The organism is Sphingopyxis sp. BSN-002, from assembly GCF_022024275.1.
GTDB lineage: Bacteria > Pseudomonadota > Alphaproteobacteria > Sphingomonadales > Sphingomonadaceae > Sphingopyxis.
Genome location: NZ_CP091804.1, coordinates 1,448,056 through 1,472,598 on the forward strand (window position 1 = coordinate 1,448,056; position 24,543 = coordinate 1,472,598).

Sequence of the window (24,543 nt, forward strand, 5' to 3'; positions counted from 1 at the left end):
GTGGCAGCAAAATGGCCGAATGCGGGTCGCCAGCGCCACAGCAATGCCCTAATGCGTCGCCACACATATAGGCATCAGCAGCCCGGAAACCAGTATGACCGCCCACAACCAAGGCCCGATCACCATTCACCCGGTCAAGGACAAGGCCGGCAAGCGCGAGTTTGTCGAACTCGCCTTCCGCCTCAATCGCGGCGATCCGGCATGGGTTCCGCCGCTGAAAGGCGAGGCCTTCGATCTGCTGACGCCCGGCAAGAATCCGTGGTTCGAACATGGCAAGGCGCAGCTGTTCCTTGCACGTCGCAGCGGTCGCACCGTCGGACGCATTTCGGCGCATATCGATGCGCTGGCACTCGAACAGCCCGCCGAACAGGGCATGGGACCCGGTACGGGCAATTGGGGCCTGCTCGAAGCCGAAGACGCCGAAGTCGCCCACGCGTTGTTCGCAGCAGCCGAGGACTGGCTTCGCGGTCAAGGCATGCACCGCTCGCTCGGCCCGCTGTCGATTTCGATCTGGGACGAACCCGGCCTGCTGATCGAGGGGTTCGAGACGCCGCCGACAATCATGCTCGGCCACAACAGCCCGCTCTATCGGGCATGGGTCGAGGCCGAGGGGTATCAACCGGTCAAGCAGCTCTTCAACTATGGCGTCGAGGTCCGCGATGGCTTCCCGCCGCTGGTGAACCGTATCGTCGCCGCGGGCGAGAAGAATGCCCGCATTCGCATCCGCAAGGTCGACAAGAGGAAGTTCGACGCCGAGGCCAAGCTGATCATGGGTATCCTCAACGATGCCTGGTCTGACAATTGGGGCTTCGTCCCGCTGACCGACAGCGAGATCGCCTTCGTCGGCAAGAAGCTGAAGGACATCGTCTTCGAGGACTTGATCCGCGTTGCGGAGGTCGACGGCGAGGCAGTCGCCTTCATGATCGTGTTGCCCAATATCAACGAAAAGCTGATCGACATGGAGGGCTCGCTGTGGCCGTTCAACTGGGCGCGACTTCTGTGGTGGCTGCGCAAGCCCAAGAGCAAGCGACTGCGCGTACCGTTGATGGGCGTCGTGAAAAGCCTGCAGAACAGCCGCATGGCGAGCACGCTCGCTTTCATGATGATCGAATATATCCGCCGCGACGCCGTGCGCGATTATGGGGTCGAGGAAGGCGATATCGGCTGGGTTCTCGACGACAATCAGGGGATGAACGCCGTCGCCGAGGCGATCAACGCAACGGTCAACCGCGTGTACCAGATTTACGACAAGCCGCTGGCTTGACGCGCCCCCCGCACTGTCTAGGCTGACCCCGAACCGGCGGGTGGGGACAGACTATGTGCCGCGCAATGATGTATCTGGGCGAGCCGGTGCAGCTCGACGACCTGCTCTTCAAGCCCGACTCCAGCCTCGTCAATCAGGCCTATATGCCGAAGATGCTGCATATGCTGAACCTCGCGGGATTCGGGATGATGGCATGGGACTGCAGCAGCTTCGTGCCGGAACAGCCGCACCGCTATCGCTCGCCTTCGCTTCCGGTGTTCGACGGCAATCTCAAATCGCTGGCGGTCAAGACCCGCGCCGAATGCGTCATCGCGCATGTCCGCGGCGTCGCCTATTCGACGACGGTCAAGGTCAGCGAGCAGAACACCCACCCCTTTCACTTTCCGGGCGCCGCAGTCGCGATGGCGCATAACGGCGACATCTATCGCATCGGCGAGATGAAGGGCACGCTAATGGCCGACATCGACCCCGCACTGCTCGCCGAGATTTCGGGGTCGACCGACAGCGAGTGGGTCTATGCGCTATTGCTGTCGCAGCTTGCCGACTGGCGCGTCGAGCCATCGCGCGACGAGCTGGTCGCGGCGGTGCAGAAAACCGTCGACCTGATCGAATCGGCACGGCGGCATCATGGCATTGCCATCTCGTCGAGCTGCAACCTGTTCATCACGACGGGACGGCAGATACTCGGGCTGCGCCACTGCTTCGACTTCGGCCATTACCGCACCGGGTCGCCCGATCAGGTGCATGAGGCGAACATGAGTTTCCTGTCGATGTGGTTTACGACAGGCCGCGATTACGGCCTGCACGACGGCGAGTGGCAAATGGTCGGCGGCGAGGACGAGCCGCGCGCGGTGATCGTCGCGTCCGAACCGCTTTCCTCGAACAGCGCGACGTGGATGCCGGTCCCCGAATATGCGATGGTTCATGCCGAGATGGACGGAAATCTACCCCGCTTCAGGGTGATACCGCTCGCGCGCTAGGCGGCGACGGCGTGGCCGCGGCGCATCGCGAGAATGCGCGCCTCGACCTGATCGAGCGCGTCGAGCGCGGTGACGAGGTCGGCGTTGACCGACGCTCCGAGCTCGCGGCTGAGCGCATCGCCTGTCGCCATCATTTCCGCGAAGGTCGCGCGATCGAAGGCCAGCAGCGTCGCCTGCTCGCTGGTGCGCAGCAGCCGGTCGTGCGGCACCTCCAGCAGCATCGCGGCGATACCGACGAGCTGGCCGGGACCGGTCACCGTGAGCTGATAGATACCGTCGCCATGCGGCAGCGCGCTGCGTACCGCGCCGCGGACGACGAGCCAGACTTTGTCGGGCGCCGCGCCGACGAGCGCGAGATCGGTGTCGGCGCCTGCGTCGACGCGCGCTCCGGCGTTCCAGAAGGCGAGCCGCTGCGCCGCGGTCATCGTCGCGCAGCAAGGCAGCTTGGCGAGAAAGGGCTCAGGGGTGAATGCGTCCTCGATGATCGGCGCCAGTGCGCGTTGCGGACGCGGCGTGAAAGCGTCGGGGCCTTCGGCGAGCAATCCTGCGATGTCGGCTGCCTTGGCCACGACGCGTCCGGCAACCAGCCTTCCGAGCTCGGTCTGCAATTGCAGCGACGCCGGGCGAAGCTGCGACAACGCGGCACGAAACTGGTCGGCGGGCAGATACCAGGTCGACACCGGTCCGCGCGCGATGCCCATCGCCGAGCGTTTGAGATCGCGGCCGACGAGCGCCATGTCGCCAATGACCTCGCCCGCACCGACCTTCGCCAGCAGCGCAAGGCCGCCGCCGGGCAGACGTTTGCCGATATCGACACTCCCCTGGCCGATCAGGAACAGCCCCTCGGCCCGCTCGTTCTGGATGAGGATCGCCTCGCCGTCGGCGAAGTGGCGCGGCACGAACGCGTCAGCCAGTTCCATTCGCTCACTATCGCCAAGGCCCGCGAAGAGCGGCACGTCCGCCAGCTGCGTGGCGGACAGCAGGCTCATGCAAAGACCGCCCAGGTCGGTGCGTGGTCGCTCGCCTTCTCACGCCCGCGGTGATCCTTGTCGACGCCGGCGTCGACCAGCCGGTCGGCCATCGCGGGACTCAGCAGCAGATGGTCGATGCGGAAACCGTGGTCGCGCTGCCAGCCGCCCGCCTGATAGTCCCAGAAGGTCCAGACCCCGCCCGCGGGATGACGGCTGCGCACCGCATCGGTCCAGCCATCGCCGAGCAGGCGGAACCAGGCATCGCGCGATTCGGGCTGCATCAGCGCGTCGTTCGCCATCGGGCCGCGCGGGTCCCAGACATCATCGTCGTGCGGGATGACATTATAGTCGCCGGTCAGGATTGCCGGGATCTCGGACGCCAGCAGTCCCTTCGCGCGCTCGCGCAGCCGCGCCATCCAGCGCAGCTTGTAATCGAATTTCGGACCCGGCTGCGGGTTGCCGTTGGGCAGATAGATGCTTCCGATGCGGACGCCATGGACATCGGCTTCCAGATAGCGCGATTGCTCGTCTTCTGGCTCGCCCTCGAGCCCGCGCTGGATTTCGACCGGCTGCGTGTCCTTTGCGAGGATAGCGACGCCGTTGAAGCCCTTCTGCCCGTGATAGAGAAAGCCATAGCCCGCCGCCTCGATCTCCTTCGTCGGCATCGTCTCGTCGCTCGACTTCAGTTCCTGCAGGCAGGCGACGTCGGGCTGCGTTTCTTCGAGCCATTCGACGAGGCGCGGCAGGCGCGCCTTGATTCCGTTGATGTTGAAGGTCGCGACTTTCATACCCCCGCTATGGCAGGAAGCGCGCCGCCGCGAAAGGCGTCAGATCGAGAAGCTGGACCCGCAGCCGCAGCCCGAAGCCGCGTTGGGATTTTCGACCTTGAACGACGATCCGCCGAGCGAGTCGACGAAATCGACGATGCAACCGCGGACCAGATCGATGCTGATCGGGTCGACGACCAGCTTTACACCGTCGGTTTCTGTGACGATGTCGTCGCCATCGATGCTCTCGGCCAGGCCGAAACGATAGGTGAAGCCCGAACAACCGCCACCGTCAACCGCGAGGCGCAGCGCCGCCTCGGCCTCGCCCTTGCGATCGGCGATCCAGCGGACGCGCGCCGCGGCGGCGGGCGACAGGGTGATATCGGAAAGCTGCGTGGCCATGCGCGCAAGATAGGGAGCTTGGTCCCAAATGAAAAGGGCGCCCCGGCTTGTCACCGTAGGGCGCCCCTCCTCTCCGACCCAGGAAAGTTAGTTATTCGGGACCGCCCATTGCGAGCTTCTTGTTACCCGAGATGGCCGCCATCGACATCGAGTCCGACTGGCAGAAGGGCATCGGATTGACCGGTGCGCCCTCGATGCGGACTTCATAATGGAGGTGGTTGCCGGTCGAGCGGCCCGTCGAGCCGACATAACCGAGGACGTCGCCCTTTTTGACCGACTGGCCGGGAACGACGACATAGGACGACATATGACCGTAGCGCGTCTGGATGGCGTTGCCATGTTCGACCTCGACATAATTGCCGTAGCCGCCGAGGCGCTGGGCGCGACCGACGATACCGTCGGCGGTCGCATAGATGGGGGTGCCGTAGGGGGCAGGAATATCGACGCCATTGTGGCGCGCCAGCTTGCCGGTCACGGGGTGGATGCGCATGCCGTACGACGACGAAAGCGACATTTTCTCGATCGGGCGGCGCGAGGGCACCGAAACGCCGATATTCGCGGTCAGGCCAGTGTCGAGACGGCGCCATGCCTGAAAGATCGCGCGCGCCTCGCTGTCTTCGCCGGGCGCCTGCGCAGTGGGGTTGAAGCCATCGTCATCGGGTTCGTCGGGAACGACGATGCTCGCGTCATTGCCTGCATTGGCCGCATGCGCCGCGGGAGCGGTGATGGCGGCAAGTGCCGAAGCACAGAAAATCAGGCCAAAATGAAACTTTTGCGCCAGTGAAGCGTATCGCACGTATCGACCCCGCAGTCCTTGTCGCCAGTGCCCTTTTTTAAGGGCCGCTGGTGCCGGATGTTTGCTCGGATGGGATAATTCCCTGCCCGCGAGTGTTGATGGCGGCCCAAACCTTACCAAGCAATAACGGCGTAGAAGTCTTGCGTTAAACCGGCTTCACGGCGCGCCGAGTCGTTGAACGGAGGCTTCAGCGAACCGCGAAATCGCGATTTTACGAGGCTTTGCCACGTTTCGACGACGTTGAATCCCATTTCATCGCACTTTTCCCGGAACCAGACTGTGCCTGCGCTCACATGGCGGATTTCGTCGTTGTAAATACGCGATAAAATCTTCGCCGTCGCCTCGTCGCCGGCGGCGCGGAAGCGATCGATCGTCGCGGGCGTCACGTCCAGGCCCCGCGCTTCCAGAACCATCGGAACGATCGCTAGCCGCGCCAAGGCATCGTCGCTCGTCGCCTGCGCGGCCTCCCACAGGCCCGCGTGCGCGGGCAGTTCGCCGTAAAAGCTGTCGAGCTGGCGCAATCGCCGATCGAGAAGCGCGAAATGCATCGCCTCGTCGGCGGCGACGCCGATCCAGTCGTCGACGAAGGCGCGCGGGAATTCGCCGCCGAAACGCCCGACGAGATCGACGGCAAGGTCGATCGCAACGAACTCGATATGCGCAAGCGCGTGGATCATCGCGATCCGTCCGCGGTCGGACCCGGCCTTGCGGCGGCGCGGCATCTGGCCGGGCGACAGTAGCTCGGGCTTTGGCGGCCAAGCGGGCTGATCGGGCATCGCGACGTCGCAGCGATGTTCGAGTTCGCCGCGCCGCCACGCCCGCGCGAACGCGCGCGCCGCGCGGCGCTTGTCGTGCGGGTCCGGCGTCAGCAGGACCGCTCGTGCAGCTTCACCCAGCGTTTGCACTACAGGGCTTTCGCAGCCTCCAGCACGGCCTCGGCGTGACCCTTTACGCGCACCTTGCGCCATTCGTGCGCAAGTTTTCCGTCGGCGCCGAACAGGAAGGTCGAGCGTTCGACCCCCATATAGGTGCGGCCGTAATTCTGCTTTTCGACCCAGGCGCCGAAGGCCTCGCACACCGCGCCATCCTCGTCCGAGGCCAAGCGGACGGTCAGGCCATATTTGTCGCGGAACTTGCAGAGCTTTGCCGGCGCGTCGCGCGACACCGCGAGCACCTGCGCGCTCAGATGCGCGAATTCGGGCGCCAGCCGGGTAAAGTCCTGCGCCTCGACCGTGCAGCCCGGCGTATCGGCTTTCGGATAGAAATAGACGACGAGCGGTGCGCCTTTCATCGCCGCGAGATCGATCGCCGCGCCGTCGGCGTCGAGCGGCTTCACCGCGGGAATGGCATCGCCGATGGAAAGCGTCATGGCTTCGTCTCCTGCTGCGGCGGCCGAATCGAGGCCCACCAGTCGGCGATCTCCTGCCGTGCCGCGTCGTGCGCGGCAAGCAGTTGCGGCCAGCCGGGTTCACCGCAGGCGCTCGCCACAAGCTGGCGCGCGGCGGGCGTTGCAGGCTCCCCCTCGGGCGCGGTCAGCCGCAGCATTACGAGCATCCGGCCGAGCAGACCGTGCGCGTCGCAAATCTCGGCCGGGGCAAGCCCGTCGATCCGCATGCAGGCGAGCGCCGAACCGATATTCGGATCGTGGCAGCGCCCGCTGGCAAGCTGCGTCACCTGCATCGCAAACTCCAGATCGACGAGCCCGCCCGGCCCGCCCTTAATATCGAGCGGGCCCTTCGGCGGCTTGTGCGCGGCGATCTTGTCGCGCATCTCGGCGGCATCCGCGGCGAGCTTCTCCGGCTCGCGCGGCGCGGCAAGCAGTTCGTCGATGATACGGTGAAGCGCCGCTTTCGCGCCGTCCGATCCGTATACCGGTCGCGCGCGGAGCAGCGCCATATGCTCCCACGTCCACGCCTCCTCGCGCTGGTAGCGCTCGAAGCTGTCGAGCGAGACGACCAGCGGCCCCTGCGCACCCTGCGGCCGCAGCCGTGTATCGACGTCGTAGAGCTTGCCCGCCGCGGTCGGCACCGACATCGCCGCCGTCACGCGCTGCGCGAGGCGGTTGTAATAGGTCGTCGCGCCGAGCGGGCGCGCTCCGTCGGATTCGGCCAGATGGTCGCCGGTGAAGAGATAGATGAGATCGAGGTCCGACGCATGCGTGAGCGCCCTGCCGCCGAGCCGCCCGAGCGCAAGCACGACGAGTTCGCTATCGACGATGCGCCCGTGCGCTTGGACGAATTCCGCCACGGTCGCGTCAGCCAGCACCTGCAAAGCCGCCTCCGCAAGTTCGGAATAGCCGCAAGCGATCATCATCGGGTCGGTCGCACCGGCGATCAGCTGGACGCCATAGGCGAAGCGCCGCTCGCCGACGCGGTCGCGAACGCGGTCGAGCAGGCGTTCATAATCGAGACCCGAAAGCCCCGATGCCCATTCGGACAGCAGCTCGTTTTTCGTCGCGGGCGCCTCGAACGCGCGCTTGTCGATCAGCCCCTCGATCAGCTCGACCCGCGCCCCGAGCGCATCGGCGAGCGTCGGCGCGAGCGAGAGGATGCGCGTCGCGATCTTCGCGAGTTCGGGCTGCGCAGCGAGCAGGTGGAAGAAGTTGATCGCGCTCGGGAGCCCCCCGACCAGCTTGTCGAAACGGACGAGCGTCGCCTGCGGATCGGGCGCAGCGCCGATCGCCTTCATGAGTTCGGGCAGGACGGTTTCGAGCGCGTCGAGCGCTGCAGGACTACGCAATGCACGCAGCTTCCCGCCGCGCCATTCGGCGATCGTGCGGAGCGCGGCATCGGGCGGCTCGAATCCCGCAGCCGTCAGCGCGCCCGCCAGTTCGCTCTCCTCACGCGGCAAGCCGGCCGTCGTCGCGCGCTCGACGACGAGCTGGTCGTAGCAGTGGGCAACATCGGCGGTGACTGGCTCGAGCGCGGCAAGCAACTCCGCGCCATCCGCAAGGCCGTCGAGCCGCGCCACCGCGTCGAGCGCGGCCGCCTGCGTCGGCAAGCAATGTGTCTGCTGGTCCTCGATCATCTGGAGCCGGTGCTCGATCCGGCGCAGCGTCGCATAATGGCCGGTCAGCCGTTCGGCGACGTCACCGTCGATCCGTCCTGCCTTTGCAAGCGCCGCGAGTGCATTGACGGTGGCAGAGACACGCAGCGACGGATCGCGCCCGCCGTAGATGAGCTGGTGCACCTGAGCGAAAAACTCGATTTCGCGAATGCCGCCGCGGCCGCGTTTCAGATCATAGCCGGGACCGAACGCCTGCCCCTGCGAGAAATGGTCGCGGATGCGGTCGCTCATCGCACCGATTTCCTTGAGCTGACGGAAATCGAGGCTGCGGCGCCAGATGAAGGGCTGGATTGCTGCAAGGAAGCTTTCCCCCAGACCGCGGTCGCCCGCCGAGGCCCGCGAGCGGATGAAGGCGGCCTGCTCCCATGCAAGCGCCTCGGATTCATAATAGGAGATCGCCGCGCTCTCCGGGAGCACGATCGGCGTCACTTCGGGGTGCGGACGGAGACGCAGATCGACGCGCAGCACATGGCCGTCGCCGGTGCGCGCGGACAAAATCTCGACCATCCGGCGGGCGATCCGCACCGCCGCTTCATCGGGGTCGTCGCGCGAGCGGCGCGGCAAGGTTTCGGGGTCGAAGATCAGGATCGGATCGATGTCCGACGAATAGTTGAGTTCGTGGCTGCCGAGCTTGCCGAGTGCGATCACCGATAATCCGCGCGGCGCCTCGTCGGGCACGCGTTCGGCAAAGGCGGCGGCGAGCGCCGCATCGCACGCCTGATCGGCGAAGGCGGTCAGCAGCCGCGTCGTCGTCGCAACATCATGTTCGCCCGACAGGTCGCCGAGCGCCAGCAGCAGGGCCATGCGGCCGCGCCACTGGCGCAGCGCGCGCATGATGTCTTCGTCGACCGCAGGCGGCACGACCGCAGCCAGTGCGGCATCGGTCCCTTCCTCGAGGAAAAGTGCCACATCGCCGGGAGTGAGCTCGGCGAGACGCGCGAGAAACGGCGCGTTCGCCGTCAACCGGTCGAGCGCCGACCGGCGCGCGGTAACATCCGAAACCATCATCGGACCTGCTATCGCCCGCGCGAGCGCGGGTGGCAAGCCTCAGGCCGGGACCGTGCTCTCGTCGAAGAACAACACCTGCGAGATCGCCGCGCGCAAGGTCGCGGGCTGATAGGGCTTGGTCAGCAGGAAAGCGGGCTCGGGCCGGTCGCCGGTCAGCAGTCGCTCGGGAAAGGCAGTGATGAAGATGACCGGCACCGACATGCTGCCAAGGATTTCCTGCACCGCCTCGATCCCCGAGCTGTTGTCGGCGAGCTGGATGTCGGCGAGGACGAGGCCCGGCTGGTGCTTCTGCGCTTCGGCGACCGCCTCGCTGTGCGTCGTCGCGACCGCCACGACATCGTGACCGAGATCGCGAACGATCATCTCGATGTCCATCGCGATGATCGGCTCGTCCTCGATGATCAGGATACGCGCGCGGGTCTGGCGGTCGATCTCGTCGGTCGCCTCGTGGATCAGTCGGTCGACCTCGGCGGCGTCACGGCCGATGATGCGACCGGTCTCTTCATGATTGAAACCCTCGACCGCGGTCAGCAGCAGCGCCTGGCGTGCCAGCGACGGAATACGGCGCAGCCGTGCGTCGGCAATCGCGATCTCGGGCGCGACCTGCTCGTCGCTTCCCGGCGTCTGCCCGGCTGCGAGACCGAAATTGTCATGGACCATGCGATAGAGCTGCACGCGAAGGTCGCCGCTGGTGTCGACCGCGTCGGGATGGGCGACCAGCGTTTCCAGAAGTTGCGCGACGAGACCGTCGCCGCTCGTCTGGCTTCCCGAAATCGCGCGGCCATAGCGGCGCAGATAGGGAAGATGCGGCGCGATCGCCTGACCCAATGACATAGATTACCCTCCTGAAGCGGACCGGAATCCGCCGACAAACGCATGGCACGACGCGATTCCTGCCGCGGCCCGGCATAATTTCACCCCTTGGGAACGATTCAAGGGTAAAATAGTTTCACGATCAACCAACAAAAGGCGCATTGCGCTTTGGTTTACGCACGGTTAGCACAAGGACCCATGTCCAAGGGATGCCACGATAATGACGTCTAGATCCGGTTCGCTGCCCGAAAAGACGGCCGGAAAGGACGACAAACCACTCCCCAGGAAGGTGCAGGACGTCAATGGCGCCCTGCGCCGCGCTTATGATTCCGCAGTCGACGAAACGATCCCGCAGTCGATGCTCGACCTGCTCAACAAGCTCAGCTAATCATTTTTTATAGCGTGCGGCGAAGTCGCTGCGGAAGGCGGCGAAGCTGCCACCTGCAATCGCATCGCGCATCCGCTGCATCAGCGCCTGATAGAAATGCAGATTATGCTGCGTCATCAGCATCGCGCCGAGCATCTCGCCCGCGCGGACGAGGTGATGAAGATAGGCGCGCGACCAGGTCGTGCAGACGGGGCAATCGCATGAGGCGTCGAGCGGCCCCGTATCTTCGGCATGCTTCGCATTGCGGATGTTGACCGGGCCTTCCCAGGTGAAAGCCTGACCGTTGCGACCCGAGCGTGTTGGTAACACGCAATCGAACATGTCGACCCCCCGCGCGACCGCACCGACGAGATCGTCGGGCTTGCCGACCCCCATCAGATAGCGGGGCTTGTCGGCGGGAAGCTGGCCCGGCGCATAGTCGAGCACGCCGAACATCGCCTCCTGCCCCTCGCCCACCGCCAGGCCGCCGATCGCATAGCCGTCGAAACCGATCTCCATCAGCGCTTCGGCCGAGCGGGCACGGAGCTTCTCGTCGAGCGATCCCTGCTGGATGCCGAACAGCGCCGAACGCGCCGCATGCTCCTCGCCCGCGTCGAACCCCGCGCGACTGCGCGCCGCCCAGCGCATCGAGCGCTCCATGCTTGCAACGGCACGCTTCGCATCGACGCCGTTCGGCGGGCATTCGTCGAACGCCATGACGATGTCGCTGCCGAGCAGGCGCTGGATTTCCATCGAGCGTTCGGGGGTCAGCATGTGCCGCGAGCCGTCGAGATGGCTCTTGAAAGACACGCCTTCCTCGCTCTGCTTGGTCAGCGCCGACAGGCTCATCACCTGATAGCCGCCGCTATCGGTCAGGATCGGCCGGTCCCAGCCCATGAAATTGTGAAGCCCCCCGAGCCGCGCCATGCGCTCGGCGCCGGGGCGCAGCATCAGGTGATAGGTGTTGCCGAGGATGATGTCGGCGCCGGTCGCGCGAACCTCGGCGGGCCGCATCGCCTTCACCGTCGCGGCAGTGCCGACGGGCATGAAAGCGGGCGTACGGATTTCGCCGCGCTGCATCCGGATCACGCCGGTACGCGCGGCGCCGTCGGTCGCGGCGACCTGAAAAGCGAATCTGTCGGTCATGGCGCGCGCCTATGGCGGCGCGCGCGCCAAAAGTCGAGCCGGGCGGCTAGGCGCGCTCCTCTTCGCTCGACGGCTCTTCCTCGGCCGCCTTCGCTTTTTCCTTCGGCTTTTCCTTCTCGAAGATCTTGACGAGTTCACGCTTCTTCGCGTCCGACAGGCCCTTTTCGGCCGCCGGGAACATCTCCTCTTCCTCCTCGTCGATGTGGTGGAGATAGCGCTCCTTCATCGTGCGAAAGCGCGTCAGCCAACCGGTCGAGGCAAAGTCCATCTCGTAAAGCTCGGTCAGGAAATCCTCGATCTCCTTATGCTCGGCGACGCTGTGCTGCGCGTCATCGCGAAGATCGGGATTGGCGAGCATTGTCGCGTAGAGCGACATCTCCTCCGATGCCGCATGCGCGGTCACTTCGACGCGGAACGCCTCGAAAAGATAGCGTCGATCGTCGCTGTCGCCCTGCGTCTCGTCGATCCTGTCGAGCAGGTCGCGATGCCGGTCATGATCGGCTTTCAGTCGCGCGAAAATTCCGGTCTCGGCCATTTGCGTCTCCGTCCTTGATGGTCGGAGAAGAAACGGATGGCCCCCTGCCAGGGTTCCGCCGTCAGGCCGCCTTCCAGTCGCTCGTCGTCGTGAACGACGGCAATTCGAGCTGCGAAGCGGCCTGCTGCGTCGCCGCCGCGATCAGATAGGGCGAGACGCGATGACGCGTGCACAGGCCGCCATTGCCGTCGCTGACCATCGTCTGTTCGAACTCGACGCCCTGCTGGTGCTTCATCGAGCGGCGCACCGTCGCGGTCGCCAGCTGTCCCTCGCCGAAATCGATCACGAAGCGCGTGCCGACCGGCACGTCCAATATGCCCTCGATGAAGGCGCCGGTGGTCGACAGGTTGCGGATGACGACATTGTAGCGATGATTGTCGTGAATCGCCCCGACCTTGCGGAACATCTGGAAACGGTCGTTGCGCTGTTTCGCCGGCCCCGAAGGCTTGATCGTCCACGACCCGGCATCGGTATGTTCGATCAGCTCGCCATGTCCGACGGGCTTGCTATAGACATAGCCCTGCACGTGGCTGACGTTGAGCTTGCGGATGAGTTCGAGCTGGTCGAGCGATTCGATGCCTTCCGCGGTGGTTTCCATTTCCAGCGCCTCGGCCAGCGCGACGATCGCTGCGATGATCGCGCCGTTGCGCGATCCCGGCACCGTCGCGCCGCGGACGAAGCTCTGGTCGATCTTGATCTTGTCGAAGGGCGCCGACTGCAGATAGCCGAGCGACGAATAGCCGGTCCCGAAATCGTCGAGCGCAAGGCGGACGCCAAGCGCCTTCAGCGCCTTGAACATGCGCGCGGTTTCCGCCGAATCGCCCAGGAAGACGCTCTCGGTAATCTCCAGCTCGAGCCGGTCGGCGGGCAGCCCGGTGGTCGCCAGCGCACTTGCGACAATCCTAGGCAGATCCTCGTTCGCGAACTGGATCGGCGAGACGTTCACCGCGACCCGCAGGTCGCCCGGCCAGCGCGCCGCATCCTCGCACGCCTTGCGCAGCACCCACTCGCCAAGCGGCCAGATCAGGTTCGCCTCCTCGGCGATCGGGATGAAGACCGCGGGCGAGATATGGCCGCGGTCGGGGTGGGTCCAGCGGATCAACGCCTCGACCCCGGTAACCATGTTCGATTTCGAGTGCACGACCGGCTGATAGGTCAGCTCCATTTCGCCACGTGCGAGCGCGTCGCGCAGATCTTCCTCCAGCGCGCGCCGGTCCTCGGCCGCCTGATGGAGGTCGCTCGAATAGAAACGGAAGCGGCCGCGGCCGTTGCCCTTGGCCGCATAGAGCGCAAGGTCGGCATTGCGGACGAGGTCGTCGCTCGTCTGGCCGTCGAACGGTGCGATTGCGACGCCCACCGAAGCGCCGATAATGCATCGGCTGCCCTCCACCGAATAGGGCTGCGACAGGCTGGCGATAATGTCGGCCGCCATGTCGCCGAGCTTGCCGCGATCCTCCAGGTCGGGAAGGATGATCTGGAACTCGTCTCCGCCAAGGCGGCTGACCATTTCCTTGTCGCCGACGATCTTGAGCAGCCGCTCGGCAACCTGCTTGAGCAGCGCATCGCCGGCAGGATGGCCCAGGGTGTCGTTGACCTGCTTGAAGCGATCGAGGTCGAGCAACATGATCGCACAGCTGCGCTGTTGCTGCGAGAAGGCCGCAAGCGTCGTGTCGAGTTTCTTCGAGATATGAAAGCGGTTCGCAAGCCCTGTCAGCGAATCGTAGAGCGCGAGGCGCGAGGCATCCTCTGCCGAACGACGCTGAGCGGTGATGTCGTTGCCACTGCCGCGCCAGCCCGCAAGTTTCCCCGAATTGTCGAAATGCGGCGATCCCGAAATCGCCCACCAGCGGTCGTCGCCCTCGAACGCGCTGCGTAGCGGCAGCTCGTCGAACTTCGATTGCTTGGTCATCAGGAAGGGCAGCGTCCGCTGCCGCTCGCCGTGGCTGTCGACGGGGAGGAACAGGTCGGTGAACGGGGTGCCGAGCAGCGCGCCGCCCGTCCGCCCCATCAGCCGCGCAACGGCATCGGTGATATAGGTGATCCGGCCGCTCGCGTCGGTCGCCCAGAACCAGCCGCGGCCGCTTTCCTCATAATTCTGGAGCAGGAGCAGGGCATCGCGCGTGTGCAGGTTCGCCGCCGCAGGTTCGCTGCGCGGGCGCGACATGCGCGATCCGAGCTTGCCGAAAAAGCCGCGCGAATCCTCACCCGCCGCGCCCTCGTCCTGATCCCCGGAAATGTTCCGCGATGGCATGTCCATCAATGAACCTTGCTGGCCCCCTAAATCCGGGATCCGCAATGCCCGCAATGCCTTGCCATATTGTAAATATTCCCATCATTTGACGGGAAACTGTCCCATTCAGGGAAGCAACAGGCTCGCGTCGCCATAGCTGTAGAAACGATAGTCGTGCCCGATCGCATGGGCATAGGCCGCCTGCATCGTATCCAGCCCCATCAGCGCGCTGACCAGCATGAACAGGGTCGATCTTGGCAGATGGAAGTTCGTCATCAACCCGTCGATCGCCCTGAAGCGATAGCCCGGCGTGATGAAGATCGCCGTATCACCTTCGAAAGGCGCGATAATATCGCCGTCCTGCGCCGCGCTTTCGAGGAGACGGAGGCTCGTCGTGCCCACCGCGATCACGCGGCCGCCCCGCGCGCGAACGGCATTGAGACGATCCGCGGTCACGGCATCGATGCTTCCCCATTCGGCATGCATCACATGATCTTCGGTATCGTCGGCCTTTACGGGCAGAAAAGTGCCGGCCCCGACGTGGAGCGTCAGCGTTTCGGTGGCGATCCCGGCCGCGCCCAAGGCCGCAAGCAGTTCAGGGGTGAAATGCAGTGCCGCGGTCGGTGCCGCGACCGCGCCATCCTTGTCGGCGAACATCGTCTGATAGTCGCTGCGGTCGGCGTCGTCGGTCGACCGCTTCCCCGCGATATAGGGCGGAAGCGGCATCGTTCCGGCGCGTTCGAGCAGGACCTCGACGGGCTCGTCACCACCGAAGGCGAGGATGAAACTGCCGTCGGCAAGCCGTTCTTCGGCCAGCGCCGTGACGTCCGAACCGAAATCGATCGTTTCCCCGACGCGCAATCGCTTGGCGTTGCGGATAAACGCCTGCCAGCGACGGAGGTCGATGCGTTTGTGGAGCGTCGCCCCGATCCTGGCCTCCCCGCGCCGTCCCTCGAGCTGCGCCGGAATCACGCGCGTATCGTTGAAAACCAGGCAGTCGCCCGCACGCAGCCATGACGGCAGGTCGCGCACACCGGCATCGGTCATCGCGTCCTTCCGGACGACGAGCATCCGCGCCGCGTCGCGCGGGCGCGCCGGACGAAGCGCGATACGCTCGGGCGGGAGTTCGAAATCGAAGGCGTCGACGCGCATGAAGTTGCCGGCGCGTTCCCGCGCTTACTGTTTGATGGGTGCGTTGAGCTGGTCGACCGTCACTTCGGGCGCGGCAGCCGGCTTGTCCTCAACCAACGCCGAGGCCGGCGGCATCGGCTTGTTATCCGCCGCAACCGACATCTGGACGATACGCGACATGACGGCGGGCGGCTCGCCCCTCTGGACCGCGTCGACATATTGCATGCCCGAGATCACCCGGCCGAAGGCCGTGTAACGATGGTCAAGGCTGAAGCGCGGCTGGAACATGATGAAGAACTGGCTGTTCGCGCTGTCGGGACTTTCGGCGCGCGCCATCGACAGCGTTCCGCGCAGGTGCGGCGTATCGTTGAATTCGGCCTTGAGGTCGGGAAGCTGCGAGCCGCCCTGCCCGGTCGCGGTCGGGTCGCCCGTCTGCGCCATGAAACCGTCGATCACGCGGTGGAACTTGATCCCGTTGTAGAAGCCGGCGCGCGCAAGCGTCTTCAGCCGCTCGACATGGTTCGGGGCGACATTCGGATAAAGCTGGATCACCACGCGCCCTCCCGTCGAGAGGTCGAGGTCGAGCATATATTCGGGGTTGTTGATATACTGGTCGGGCGTCATCGCCGGAACCGCGGTCGTCGTTTCCGCAGCAGGCGCGGTCTCCCCGGTCTTCGGAGCGGGAGCCGGCACGGGAGCGGGCGTTTCCACGGGCGGGGCGGTTTCCGCCGGCGGCGCTTCGCTGCCCTGCGGTGCGGGGGCCGGAGGAACCTCCTGCGCGACGGCCGAAGCCGCAAGGCCGAGCGCCATCGCCGTCAGGACCAGAGGGCGGAAAGTGAATGTCATGCTGGATCGGCCTTTGTGAAGTAACTGCAATTTGCGCCCCGTCTGGCGCGCCCTAGCGGGAAAAAGCTGAACGCTCAATGATTGGGATCAGCCCGTTCCCTGCCGTAGCCCGCGTTCGGCAATGCGCGACACGACCGCCTTCTCGACCGCCGGAGTCACGAATTTGTGGATGTCACCCCCGAATATGGCGATTTCCTTGACCAGCCGCGACGCGATCGGCTGCAGGCTGACGTCGGCCATCAGAAATACCGTCTCGACCCGGGCGTTGAGCTGGCGGTTCATACCCGTGAGCTGATACTCATATTCGAAATCGGTGACCCCCCGGATCCCGCGCACCACCACCGAGGCGCCCTGCGCGTCGGCAAAGTCCATCAGCAGGGAATTGAAGCCGACGACTTCAATGTCACCCTCGATATCCGCAACCTCGGCCCTCACCATGGCGATGCGCTCGTCGTCGTCGAACAGCGGCGATTTCGCGATGTTCGTGGTGACTCCGATGATCAGCCGGTCGACCAGCTTTGCACCGCGGCGGATGATATCCATGTGCCCGAGCGTGATCGGGTCGAAGGTTCCGGGATAGACCCCAATGCGCATCAATGGTCCCTTTCGACGACATAGCGTGCGATGGCGCGCAGCAGCGCCGCCTCTTCGCCGAAACCGGCGAGATGCGCAATTGCCTGATCGACGAGCAGCCGCGCCTGTTCGCGTGCGCGCTCGAGCCCCATGAGCGTGACGAAGGTCGCCTTGCCTGCGGCCGCGTCCTTGTGGAGCGCCTTGCCCGCCAGCGCCTCGTCGCCCTCGACGTCCATGATGTCGTCGGCGATCTGGAAGGCCAGCCCGATGTCGCGCGCATAGCCGCGCAGGGGGCGGCGCCCTTCGGCCGGAACGCGCGCGAGGATCGCGCCCGCCTCGACCGAGAAGGCGATCAGCGCACCGGTCTTGAGCTGCTGCAGCCGGGTGACGGTCGGCAAGTCGAAATCGGACGTTTCCGCAGCGAGGTCCATCATCTGCCCGCCGGCCATGCCGGCAGGACCCGCCGCACGCGCGAGCTCGCAGCACAGTTCGGCACGGACAAACGGGTCGGCGTGCGTCACGGGATCGCAAAGCCATTCGAAGGCAAGCGCATGGAGCGAATCGCCCGCAAGAACCGCGGTCGCGTCGTCGAACGCCTTGTGCACCGTCGGCTTGCCGCGGCGCATGTCATCGTCGTCCATGCACGGCAGGTCGTCGTGGATCAGTGAATAGACATGCATCGCCTCGACCGCCGCGCCCACCCGCAGGCTGAGATTGCGGTCGACGTGGAACAGGTCTCCCGCCGCACGAACGAGCAGCGGGCGGAGTCGTTTTCCTCCCGCGATCGCGGCATGACGCATCGCTTCGTACAGGCGGCTGCGCGGATCGGCGGGGACGGTGAGCAGGCGGTCGAACAGCAGGTCGATTCCCGCTGCGACGTCATCCTGCGCGGCCTGGAGCAAGGATGCGGATTCGACGATCGCCACTGCCCCCTCAGCCCTCGCCGAAGGGAGTCGTTCCCGCCGCCTGTCCGTCCGCACCCAGGCTGACCTGCTCGATACGCGCCTGCGCTGCTGCAAGACGCGCCTCGCAATGCTGCCGCAGGGCGTGGCCGCGTTCGTAGAGCGCGACCGATTTCTCGAGGCTGACGTCGCCGCTTTCGAGGTGCCGGACGATGCGTTCGAGCTCGCCCATCGCGGCCTCGAACGACAGGGAAGAAATGGGGGTCGCGTCGCTATTTTCGGGGGTGTCCGTCATCGCCCTGCTTTGGCCCCTTCGCCCCCCCATGGTCAAGTGCGGTCAAGCTTGACGTCGCCCGCCGCCACGATAACCTCTTCCCATGTTCATCGGTCACTTCGCACCGGCGCTCGTCGTCGCAGCGCGGCCGAAAGCCGCGGGGCTCGGCGCGCTGTTCATCGCGGCCCAGCTTGTCGACATCGGCTTTGCGGCCCTGCTGATACCTGGGGTCGAGGCGATGCGGATCGTGCCGGGTATCACCGCGATGAACCCGATGGACCTTTATCATATGCCCTTCACCCACAGCCTGCTCGGCGCGAGCCTGTGGGCGGCCGCGTTCGGCTTGCTCGTCTGGGCCTCGACAAGGCGCCGCCCGGCGGCGATTGGTGCCGCGCTCGTCGTCGTCTCGCACTGGTTCGTCGATCTTTTCGTCCATATCCCCGACCTGACACTGTTCGGTACACCGCCGAAGCTGGGGCTGGGCCTGTGGAACTATCCGGCGGTCGCGATGCCGCTCGAAATTCTGCTGATCGGCGGCGCGCTCTTCTGGTACGCCCGGCGCACGCAGGCACCGTCAGGCAACTGGCGACTATGGATTCTCGCGGTGCTGCTCGCGCTGTTCCAGGCAATCGACTGGTTCGGCCCCAAGGAGCCGATCTATTCGCCCGCGATCCCTGCAACGATGTTGACGGCCTATGCCGTGCTGGCACTGGCAGCGGCGTGGGCAGGCGCCAACCGCACGGTTCGCGCAGCGTGAACCCACAGACCCTTGCTGCCTATGTCGCGACGGCAATCTTCTTCGGTGCACTCGACGCGGTCTGGTTGACCCGGGTCGGACCGAAGCTCTACCGCCCCGAGATCGGCGCACTGCTCATGGACGGCTGGCGCCCGGCGCCTGCGTTGATCTTCTATGCGCTCTACATTCTCGGTATCCAGATTTTCGCGGTTCAGCCTGCCCTGTCCGCCGGCAAGTGGCCTGTCGCGGCGGGCTATGGCGCGCTGTTCGGCTTCTTCTGTTACATGACCTATGATCTCACCAATCAGGCGACGATGAAGATCTGGTCGACCAGGGTCACGGTCGCCGACATCGCATGGGGGACATGCGCGACCGGCGTCGCCGCGGGCGCCGCGGCGTGGGCGGTCCTAACTTTCTTGCCGCGTAGCGCCTGATCCGTTCGCATCCGCGCAATCGCGTTTCGATTTTTTGCAATTGCCCTGCGCGAAAGCGCATATCATGCTGCGCTGCACAAGAAGAGAGAGGGGCTCGAAGGCAAGTTTTGTCTCACCACAAGGACTTGCATCATGAAGAAATTCTTCCTCCCCATCCTCGCCCTTTCCACGCTGGTTCCCGCTGCGGCGCAGGCGCAGGAACAGCGCTTCGAACATGAAGGGCGCATCTACAGCTATACTGTCGCCCGGACCGGTGACACCCGAGTCATCAGCGGCGTCGAGGAAAAGACCGGCAAACCGTTCGTGCTTCGGGTCGGCGAACACCGCGTTCGCGGTACCGTCGGTTCGCAGCAGGTGAGCTTCCCGCTCCGCGAGGTCGAACCGCTCGCGAAGGTCACCATTCTCGCCTCGCGCTGAACCAGCTCCGTCCGCAGACCCCATGGCGCAAAATACGCCATGGGGTCTGTTCGTTTTGCGCCTGTGTCGCTAAAGGCGCGCCATGACTCAGACAGCAACCGCGCCCGCCTCCGTCATCACCCCCGAGATCGTCGCCGAACACGGCCTGTCTCCGGAAGAATATGAGCGCGTCCTGCACGCGCTGGGGCGCGAGCCCAACCTCGTCGAACTCGGCATCTTCTCGGTCATGTGGTCCGAGCATTGCAGCTACAAGAGCTCGCGTATCCATCTGAAGAAACTGCCGACCGAGGCGCCGTGGGTGATCTGCGGCCCCGGCGAAAATGCCGGCGTCATCGACATCGGCGAAGGGCCGGACGGCAAGAAGCTTGCCGCCATCTTCAAGATGGAGAGCCACAACCACCCGTCGTACATCGAACCCTATCAGGGCGCGGCGACCGGCGTCGGCGGCATCCTGCGCGACGTCTTCACGATGGGCGCGCGTCCGGTCGCGAACCTCAACGCGTTGCGTTTCGGCCGCCCCGACCATCCGAAGATGAAGCATCTCATCTCGGGCGTCGTCCACGGCATCGGCGGCTACGGCAATTGCGTCGGCGTGCCGACGGTCGGCGGCGAGGTCAATTTCCACAAGGCCTATGACGGCAACATCCTCGTCAACGCGATGACCGTCGGCGTCGCCGAGCAGGACAAGATCTTCTATTCGGCTGCATCGGGCGTCGGCAATCCGATCGTCTATGTCGGCTCGAAGACCGGCCGCGACGGCATCCATGGCGCGACCATGGCGTCGGCCGACTTCGGTGAGGACGCCGAGGAAAAGCGCCCGACCGTACAGGTCGGCGACCCCTTCACCGAAAAGCTGCTGATCGAGGCGTGCCTCGAACTGATGGCCTCCGACGCGATCGTCGCGATCCAGGACATGGGCGCCGCGGGCCTCACCTCCTCGTCGGTCGAAATGGCGTCGAAGGGCGGCGTCGGCCTGCATCTCAAGATGGATGATGTCCCGCAGCGCGAAACCGGCATGACGGCGTACGAAATGATGCTGTCCGAATCACAGGAACGCATGCTCATGGTCCTGAAGCCCGGCAAGGAAGAGTTTGCGAAAGCGATCTTCCACAAATGGGAACTCGATTTCGCGGTCATCGGCACCGTCACCGATACGGGGCGCATGGTGCTCGAACATCATGGCGAGATCGTCTGCGACATTCCGCTCGCGCCGCTCGCCGACGATGCGCCGCTCTATGATCGCCCGCACGTCCCGACGCCGAAGCAGCCCGAGCTGGCGAACGTCCCCGAGACGAAGGACGTCGCCGCCGACCTCAGGACGCTGATGGGCACCCCCGACATCGCCAGCCGCCGCTGGATCTACGAGCAATATGACAGCCAGGTCGGTGCCGACACGCTCCAGACCGGCGGCGACGCCGCGCTCGTTCGCATCCATGGCACCAACCGCGCGCTCGCGATGTCGACCGACTGCACTCCGCGCTATTGCTACGCCGACCCGGTCGAGGGCGGCAAGCAGGCGGTCGCCGAAACCTGGCGCAACATCAGCGCGGTTGGCGCGACGCCGCTCGCGATCACCAACTGCCTGAACTTCGCCAACCCGCAGCGCCCCGAAATCATGGGCCAGATCACCGGTTGCCTCGACGGCATGGCGCAGGCGTGCCGCGCGCTCGACTATCCGATCGTCTCGGGCAACGTCAGCCTCTATAACGAGAGCAAGGCGACCGGCGGCGGCAGCGCGATCCTGCCGACCCCCGCGATCGGCGGCGTCGGCGTGATCGAGGATCTGAACCGCGCGGTCGGTATCGGCTTCAAGCGCACCGGCGACATCGTGCTGGCGGTCGGCGAGCGCGCCGGCCATCTCGGCCAGTCGGTGTGGCTACGCGAAATTCTGGGCCGCGAAGAAGGGCCCCCGCCGCCCGTCGACCTCAAGGCCGAACGGCGCACCGGCGACTTCATCCGCGGCGCGATCAACGCGGGCTGGATCACGGCGTGCCACGACGTCTCGGACGGCGGCATTGCGGTCGCGCTGGCCGAAATGGCGCTGAAGTCGAACATCGGCGTTCTGATCAGCGAAGAACAGCCCTTCGGCGTCGCCGAAAGCTTCTTCGGCGAAGATCAGGGCCTCTATCTCGTCACCGTCTGCGACACCTGCCTCGCCGACTTCCTCGATGCCGCAGGCCGCGCCGACGTGCCGGTCGATCCGGTCGGCCGCACGATCAAGGACCGTATCGTCTTCGAACTGCCCGACAGCGACCATCAGGTCACGCTCGCGGAACTCCGCGAAGCGCATGAGGGCTTCTTCCCGAACCTGATGGGAGCCGACGCGGCGCTCGCATGATGCGGGCGGCGCTGGCCCTGGCCCTGTTGATGGTCACCGCGCCCGCCAACGCTGCATCCCGGATGGTTACGTCGCCGCAGATGCTGCCTGTGGAGCATGCCCAGCCGCGTATCTTTCTGGCCGGCAGTATCGACATGGGGAGAGCGACCGACTGGCAGGCTGATCTGGTAAAGTCGCTTGCCGACCTCGACGTCCTGTTTCTCAATCCGCGCCGGCCTGACTGGAATCCCGACTGGAAACCCGTTGCGAGCGAGCCCGAATTTCGACGGCAGGTCGAATGGGAGCTGGCGGCGCTTGAATCCGCGGACATCGTCGTGATGTATTTTGCGCCCGGATCGCAAAGCCCCGTCAGCCTGCTCGAAACGGGGCTCCACGCGCGCGGCGGCAAATTGATCCTGCTGTGTCCCGAGGGGTTTTGGCGCAAGGGCAATGTCGATATCACCGCCGAACGCTATGGCATCGAGCAGGTCGCGACGATGGACGAACTTGCAAAGGCCGTGCGCCGGCGCGTGCTGAACGCGACGAAGACAACGTCCGGGGAGTGAGAGGCGTATGAGCATCCATGTCGGCGTCGGGGGCTGGACCTTCGAACCGTGGCGCGGCCCTTTCTATCCCGCCGGCCTCGCTCAGAAGCGCGAGCTCGAATATGCCGGGCAGCATCTGACCGGGATCGAGATCAACGGCACCTATTATGGCAGCCAGAAGCCTGAGAGCTTCGCCAACTGGGCGGCATCTGTCCCCGACGGCTTCCGTTTCAGCGTCAAGGCGTCGCGTTTTGCCACGAACCGCAAGATACTGGCCGAAGGCGCCGGGTCGATCGAGAAATTCCTGACGCAGGGGCTGACGCGGCTCGGCGACCGGCTCGGCCCGATCCACTGGCAATTCATGGCGACCAAGAAGTTCGACCGCGACGATTTCGCAGGCTTTCTCGATCTGCTTCCCGAGACGCAGGACGGCCTCAAGCTCCGCCACGCGATCGAGGTGCGGCACGAGAGCTTCCGCGATCCTGCGTTCATCGACATGCTGCGCGAGCGCAACATGGCGGTGGTCTATGCCGACAGCGACGAATTTCCCTGCATCGACGAACAGACCGCCGACTTCACCTATGCGCGCCTCCAGCGTAGCCAGGAGGATGTCGAGACCGGCTACACCGAAGCGGCGCTGGATGGTTGGGCAAGGCAGGCGAAGGATTGGGCCAGGGGCGACCGCGACGTCTTCCTCTTCTTCATCGCCGGCGCCAAGGTCCGCAACCCGGCCGCGGCGCAGGCGCTGATCGCGCGGCTATGACCGCCGGCTATTCGGGCACCCCGCTCGCGAAAAAGCTGTCGCTGAAGGACGGCCTGTCGGCCTGGTTTCACGCGATGCCGGACAGCGTGCGCGAAGAGATCGGCGAGATCGCGCTCGACGAACGCACCGCACCTGAAGCGGGATTACAGGCCGCTCATATCTTCACAACCGAGCGCGCAGAACTCGAACGGCTGCTGACCAGCCTCCGCACGCAGCTCGATCCCGCAGGCTTCGTCTGGGTGAGCTGGCCAAAGAAGGCCTCGAAGGTTCCGACCGACATCACCGAGGACGTCATCCGCGCCATCTGCCTGCCGATGGGCTGGGTCGATGTGAAAGTCTGCGCGGTCGATACGATCTGGTCGGGCCTGAAACTGATGATCCGCAAGGAGCTGCGCTGACAAGAAAAAAGCCCCGGTTTTCACCGGGGCTTTTTCGTTCAGGCCATCGCGGCCTTTGCCGCGAGGAAGTTGTACGGATCGATGCCGCGGCTGCGATAGGCCCGGTGCGCTTCCTGATAGAGCGTCGGCTCGCCGATGCCGAGGCGCGCGCGGGCGGCGTCGAGCGGTTCGGCGAGAAGCGAGCGGATGTCCTGCTCGATGATCGCCTTCGACGCCTTGCCGTGACGCTGGCCCTGACGGATCGCGCCCATCACCGGCGCGTCGCCCTTGACGCTCCGCTTCAGCTCGTAACCGCCGGCATAGGCGATGAAGAAATTGCCGTAATTGCCCGTCTGGCCATAGGTGAAGCCGAGCACGCACTGTTCGCCGAGCGCGTCGCGGCCATAGCCGGTCAGGATGTGGAACAGGTCGTGCGTGTCGCGCAGGCGGTTCGCATACCACTGGATCTGGTCGTCGAACTTCGGGCGGCCCATCTTGTCGGCTTCGGCGACAAGCCCCGCGGCCGACAGGCCTTCGCGGCGCATGAACGTGACGTAGGCATGGCCGACCGTGCCCTCGGGCAGCTCGTCGATCCAGCTGTGGTCGTCGAGCAGGTCGGGCAGATAGGGCTCGCTCGCCATCAACTGCCGGCCCTTTTCGCTTTCGACGAAGGCACGCGCATCGTCCATGAAGCCCTTGCGCGGCAGATTCTCGAAGATGTGGAAGACCTGTTCGGTGTCTTCCTTGTCCTTGATCAGCTTGCGGAAGTGGCCGAACGCCTTGAACGGGCGGAACCTGGCGGGCTGACGATCGGGATGGGAGAAGATGGTCGGGATCATGGCGGCTCTCTTTTGCGAACTCGTGCGAATCATCTGATGCTGTG

27 protein-coding genes are annotated in these 24,543 nt (G+C 65.2%); 10 read left to right on the forward strand and 17 right to left on the reverse strand.

The features are described from left to right. The first annotated feature begins 94 nt into the window (after positions 1-94). Positions 95-1,264 (forward strand): N-acetyltransferase, encoded by a 1,170-nt coding sequence (locus L7H23_RS07160; RefSeq protein WP_237838656.1) that lies wholly within the window; start codon positions 95-97, stop codon positions 1,262-1,264. A 65-nt stretch (positions 1,265-1,329) separates the two neighbouring features. Further along, positions 1,330-2,244: a class II glutamine amidotransferase gene (locus tag L7H23_RS07165; protein ID WP_237838657.1), complete on the forward strand. Its 915-nt coding sequence runs from the start codon at positions 1,330-1,332 to the stop codon at positions 2,242-2,244. Here L7H23_RS07165 and L7H23_RS07170 read toward each other — a convergent pair. The 8 genes from L7H23_RS07170 to L7H23_RS07205 form a co-directional block, all read right to left on the reverse strand. Further along, complete coding sequence (locus L7H23_RS07170) at positions 2,241-3,233, reverse strand: cyclic nucleotide-binding domain-containing protein (RefSeq protein ID WP_237838658.1); 993 nt, start codon at positions 3,231-3,233, stop codon at positions 2,241-2,243. The genes L7H23_RS07165 and L7H23_RS07170 overlap by 4 nt on opposite strands. Continuing rightward, positions 3,230-4,003 carry an exodeoxyribonuclease III gene (gene xth / locus L7H23_RS07175; protein WP_237838659.1) on the reverse strand — a complete coding sequence of 258 codons (774 nt, stop codon included), beginning with the start codon at positions 4,001-4,003 and terminating at the stop codon, positions 3,230-3,232. The genes L7H23_RS07170 and xth overlap by 4 nt, the downstream gene beginning before the upstream one ends. A 39-nt stretch (positions 4,004-4,042) precedes the next feature. After that, a complete protein-coding gene (gene erpA / locus L7H23_RS07180) occupies positions 4,043-4,384 on the reverse strand; it encodes an iron-sulfur cluster insertion protein ErpA (protein WP_237838660.1) in 342 nt (113 codons plus the stop codon). A 91-nt stretch (positions 4,385-4,475) separates the two neighbouring features. Continuing rightward, complete coding sequence (locus tag L7H23_RS07185) at positions 4,476-5,180, reverse strand: M23 family metallopeptidase (protein WP_237838661.1); 705 nt, start codon at positions 5,178-5,180, stop codon at positions 4,476-4,478. Between the two features lie 113 nt (positions 5,181-5,293). Next, the gene (locus tag L7H23_RS07190; protein WP_237838662.1) at positions 5,294-6,085 is read right to left on the reverse strand and encodes a ferritin-like domain-containing protein; all 792 of its coding nucleotides are present in this window, start codon (positions 6,083-6,085) and stop codon (positions 5,294-5,296) included. Then, the gene (locus L7H23_RS07195) at positions 6,085-6,549 is read right to left on the reverse strand and encodes a peroxiredoxin (protein WP_237838663.1); all 465 of its coding nucleotides are present in this window, start codon (positions 6,547-6,549) and stop codon (positions 6,085-6,087) included. Before L7H23_RS07195 ends, L7H23_RS07190 begins: the two co-directional genes overlap by 1 nt. After that, a complete protein-coding gene (locus tag L7H23_RS07200; RefSeq protein WP_237838664.1) occupies positions 6,546-9,254 on the reverse strand; it encodes a bifunctional [glutamine synthetase] adenylyltransferase/[glutamine synthetase]-adenylyl-L-tyrosine phosphorylase in 2,709 nt (902 codons plus the stop codon). The genes L7H23_RS07195 and L7H23_RS07200 overlap by 4 nt, the downstream gene beginning before the upstream one ends. 39 nt (positions 9,255-9,293) lie before the next feature. Beyond that, positions 9,294-10,088 carry a response regulator gene (locus L7H23_RS07205; protein WP_237838665.1) on the reverse strand — a complete coding sequence of 265 codons (795 nt, stop codon included), beginning with the start codon at positions 10,086-10,088 and terminating at the stop codon, positions 9,294-9,296. 199 nt (positions 10,089-10,287) lie between these two features. Here L7H23_RS07205 and L7H23_RS07210 point away from each other — a divergent pair, with 199 nt between their 5' ends. Further along, positions 10,288-10,455 (forward strand): NepR family anti-sigma factor, encoded by a 168-nt coding sequence (locus L7H23_RS07210; RefSeq protein WP_237838666.1) that lies wholly within the window; start codon positions 10,288-10,290, stop codon positions 10,453-10,455. Here the strand turns inward: L7H23_RS07210 and tgt are convergent, their stop codons facing one another. The 8 genes from tgt to L7H23_RS07250 all read right to left on the reverse strand — a co-directional run bounded on the left by tgt (position 10,456) and on the right by L7H23_RS07250 (position 18,092). Next, positions 10,456-11,580 carry a tRNA guanosine(34) transglycosylase Tgt gene (gene tgt / locus L7H23_RS07215; protein ID WP_237838667.1) on the reverse strand — a complete coding sequence of 375 codons (1,125 nt, stop codon included), beginning with the start codon at positions 11,578-11,580 and terminating at the stop codon, positions 10,456-10,458. It lies immediately after the preceding gene. Positions 11,581-11,626: 46 nt separating this feature from the next. Continuing rightward, on the reverse strand, positions 11,627-12,115 hold the full coding sequence (locus L7H23_RS07220) for a hemerythrin domain-containing protein (protein ID WP_237838668.1): 489 nt from the start codon (positions 12,113-12,115) through the stop codon (positions 11,627-11,629). 61 nt (positions 12,116-12,176) lie between these two features. Then, the gene (locus tag L7H23_RS07225; protein WP_237838669.1) at positions 12,177-14,372 is read right to left on the reverse strand and encodes an EAL domain-containing protein; all 2,196 of its coding nucleotides are present in this window, start codon (positions 14,370-14,372) and stop codon (positions 12,177-12,179) included. Positions 14,373-14,471: 99 nt separating this feature from the next. Then, the gene (queA, locus tag L7H23_RS07230; RefSeq protein WP_237838670.1) at positions 14,472-15,497 is read right to left on the reverse strand and encodes a tRNA preQ1(34) S-adenosylmethionine ribosyltransferase-isomerase QueA; all 1,026 of its coding nucleotides are present in this window, start codon (positions 15,495-15,497) and stop codon (positions 14,472-14,474) included. A 24-nt stretch (positions 15,498-15,521) separates the two neighbouring features. Next, positions 15,522-16,322: a peptidylprolyl isomerase gene (locus L7H23_RS07235; RefSeq protein WP_237838671.1), complete on the reverse strand. Its 801-nt coding sequence runs from the start codon at positions 16,320-16,322 to the stop codon at positions 15,522-15,524. 87 nt (positions 16,323-16,409) lie between these two features. Beyond that, complete coding sequence (gene coaD, locus L7H23_RS07240; protein WP_237838672.1) at positions 16,410-16,916, reverse strand: pantetheine-phosphate adenylyltransferase; 507 nt, start codon at positions 16,914-16,916, stop codon at positions 16,410-16,412. Beyond that, positions 16,916-17,821, reverse strand: coding sequence for a polyprenyl synthetase family protein (locus tag L7H23_RS07245; RefSeq protein WP_237838673.1), 906 nt, complete (start codon positions 17,819-17,821; stop codon positions 16,916-16,918). The genes coaD and L7H23_RS07245 overlap by 1 nt, the downstream gene beginning before the upstream one ends. Before the next feature lie 7 nt (positions 17,822-17,828). Beyond that, a complete protein-coding gene (locus tag L7H23_RS07250; RefSeq protein ID WP_237838674.1) occupies positions 17,829-18,092 on the reverse strand; it encodes an exodeoxyribonuclease VII small subunit in 264 nt (87 codons plus the stop codon). An 82-nt stretch (positions 18,093-18,174) separates the two neighbouring features. Between L7H23_RS07250 and L7H23_RS07255 the strand changes: the two genes are divergently transcribed. The 7 genes from L7H23_RS07255 to L7H23_RS07285 all read left to right on the forward strand — a co-directional run bounded on the left by L7H23_RS07255 (position 18,175) and on the right by L7H23_RS07285 (position 23,681). Then, entirely contained in the window at positions 18,175-18,828 is a 654-nt protein-coding gene (locus L7H23_RS07255) for a hypothetical protein (protein WP_237838675.1), read from the forward strand. Beyond that, positions 18,825-19,241 carry a DUF2177 family protein gene (locus L7H23_RS07260; protein WP_237838676.1) on the forward strand — a complete coding sequence of 139 codons (417 nt, stop codon included), beginning with the start codon at positions 18,825-18,827 and terminating at the stop codon, positions 19,239-19,241. Before L7H23_RS07255 ends, L7H23_RS07260 begins: the two co-directional genes overlap by 4 nt. A gap of 132 nt (positions 19,242-19,373) precedes the next feature. After that, on the forward strand, positions 19,374-19,658 hold the full coding sequence (locus tag L7H23_RS07265) for a hypothetical protein (protein WP_237838677.1): 285 nt from the start codon (positions 19,374-19,376) through the stop codon (positions 19,656-19,658). An 82-nt stretch (positions 19,659-19,740) separates the two neighbouring features. Beyond that, complete coding sequence (purL, locus tag L7H23_RS07270) at positions 19,741-21,996, forward strand: phosphoribosylformylglycinamidine synthase subunit PurL (protein WP_237838678.1); 2,256 nt, start codon at positions 19,741-19,743, stop codon at positions 21,994-21,996. Next, on the forward strand, positions 21,993-22,541 hold the full coding sequence (locus L7H23_RS07275; RefSeq protein WP_237838679.1) for a nucleoside 2-deoxyribosyltransferase domain-containing protein: 549 nt from the start codon (positions 21,993-21,995) through the stop codon (positions 22,539-22,541). Before purL ends, L7H23_RS07275 begins: the two co-directional genes overlap by 4 nt. 7 nt (positions 22,542-22,548) lie before the next feature. Further along, positions 22,549-23,283, forward strand: coding sequence for a DUF72 domain-containing protein (locus L7H23_RS07280; RefSeq protein ID WP_237838680.1), 735 nt, complete (start codon positions 22,549-22,551; stop codon positions 23,281-23,283). Next, positions 23,280-23,681 carry a DUF3052 domain-containing protein gene (locus tag L7H23_RS07285; RefSeq protein WP_237838681.1) on the forward strand — a complete coding sequence of 134 codons (402 nt, stop codon included), beginning with the start codon at positions 23,280-23,282 and terminating at the stop codon, positions 23,679-23,681. Before L7H23_RS07280 ends, L7H23_RS07285 begins: the two co-directional genes overlap by 4 nt. Positions 23,682-23,719: 38 nt before the next feature. Here L7H23_RS07285 and L7H23_RS07290 read toward each other — a convergent pair whose 3' ends face one another. Then, on the reverse strand, positions 23,720-24,499 hold the full coding sequence (locus tag L7H23_RS07290; protein ID WP_237838682.1) for a ubiquinone biosynthesis protein COQ4: 780 nt from the start codon (positions 24,497-24,499) through the stop codon (positions 23,720-23,722). Positions 24,500-24,543: the final 44 nt, after the last annotated feature.

What these genes read in the sequence shown, in the direction of transcription:
- L7H23_RS07225 (WP_237838669.1), bottom strand. Translation starts at nt 14,372, where the DNA reads ATGGACATGCCATCGCGGAACATTTCCGGGGATCAGGACGAGGGCGCG.
- erpA (WP_237838660.1), bottom strand. Translation starts at nt 4,384, where the DNA reads ATGGCCACGCAGCTTTCCGATATCACCCTGTCGCCCGCCGCCGCGGCG.
- L7H23_RS07220 (WP_237838668.1), bottom strand. Translation starts at nt 12,115, where the DNA reads ATGGCCGAGACCGGAATTTTCGCGCGACTGAAAGCCGATCATGACCGG.
- coaD (WP_237838672.1), bottom strand. Translation starts at nt 16,916, where the DNA reads ATGCGCATTGGGGTCTATCCCGGAACCTTCGACCCGATCACGCTCGGG.
- L7H23_RS07280 (WP_237838680.1), top strand. Translation starts at nt 22,549, where the DNA reads ATGAGCATCCATGTCGGCGTCGGGGGCTGGACCTTCGAACCGTGGCGC.
- L7H23_RS07170 (WP_237838658.1), bottom strand. Translation starts at nt 3,233, where the DNA reads ATGAGCCTGCTGTCCGCCACGCAGCTGGCGGACGTGCCGCTCTTCGCG.
- L7H23_RS07195 (WP_237838663.1), bottom strand. Translation starts at nt 6,549, where the DNA reads ATGACGCTTTCCATCGGCGATGCCATTCCCGCGGTGAAGCCGCTCGAC.
- purL (WP_237838678.1), top strand. Translation starts at nt 19,741, where the DNA reads ATGACTCAGACAGCAACCGCGCCCGCCTCCGTCATCACCCCCGAGATC.
- L7H23_RS07285 (WP_237838681.1), top strand. Translation starts at nt 23,280, where the DNA reads ATGACCGCCGGCTATTCGGGCACCCCGCTCGCGAAAAAGCTGTCGCTG.
- xth (WP_237838659.1), bottom strand. Translation starts at nt 4,003, where the DNA reads ATGAAAGTCGCGACCTTCAACATCAACGGAATCAAGGCGCGCCTGCCG.
- queA (WP_237838670.1), bottom strand. Translation starts at nt 15,497, where the DNA reads ATGCGCGTCGACGCCTTCGATTTCGAACTCCCGCCCGAGCGTATCGCG.
- L7H23_RS07255 (WP_237838675.1), top strand. Translation starts at nt 18,175, where the DNA reads ATGTTCATCGGTCACTTCGCACCGGCGCTCGTCGTCGCAGCGCGGCCG.
- L7H23_RS07250 (WP_237838674.1), bottom strand. Translation starts at nt 18,092, where the DNA reads ATGACGGACACCCCCGAAAATAGCGACGCGACCCCCATTTCTTCCCTG.
- L7H23_RS07200 (WP_237838664.1), bottom strand. Translation starts at nt 9,254, where the DNA reads ATGATGGTTTCGGATGTTACCGCGCGCCGGTCGGCGCTCGACCGGTTG.
- L7H23_RS07205 (WP_237838665.1), bottom strand. Translation starts at nt 10,088, where the DNA reads ATGTCATTGGGTCAGGCGATCGCGCCGCATCTTCCCTATCTGCGCCGC.
- L7H23_RS07165 (WP_237838657.1), top strand. Translation starts at nt 1,330, where the DNA reads ATGATGTATCTGGGCGAGCCGGTGCAGCTCGACGACCTGCTCTTCAAG.
- L7H23_RS07210 (WP_237838666.1), top strand. Translation starts at nt 10,288, where the DNA reads ATGACGTCTAGATCCGGTTCGCTGCCCGAAAAGACGGCCGGAAAGGAC.
- L7H23_RS07290 (WP_237838682.1), bottom strand. Translation starts at nt 24,499, where the DNA reads ATGATCCCGACCATCTTCTCCCATCCCGATCGTCAGCCCGCCAGGTTC.
- L7H23_RS07235 (WP_237838671.1), bottom strand. Translation starts at nt 16,322, where the DNA reads ATGACATTCACTTTCCGCCCTCTGGTCCTGACGGCGATGGCGCTCGGC.
- L7H23_RS07265 (WP_237838677.1), top strand. Translation starts at nt 19,374, where the DNA reads ATGAAGAAATTCTTCCTCCCCATCCTCGCCCTTTCCACGCTGGTTCCC.
- L7H23_RS07275 (WP_237838679.1), top strand. Translation starts at nt 21,993, where the DNA reads ATGATGCGGGCGGCGCTGGCCCTGGCCCTGTTGATGGTCACCGCGCCC.
- L7H23_RS07160 (WP_237838656.1), top strand. Translation starts at nt 95, where the DNA reads ATGACCGCCCACAACCAAGGCCCGATCACCATTCACCCGGTCAAGGAC.
- tgt (WP_237838667.1), bottom strand. Translation starts at nt 11,580, where the DNA reads ATGACCGACAGATTCGCTTTTCAGGTCGCCGCGACCGACGGCGCCGCG.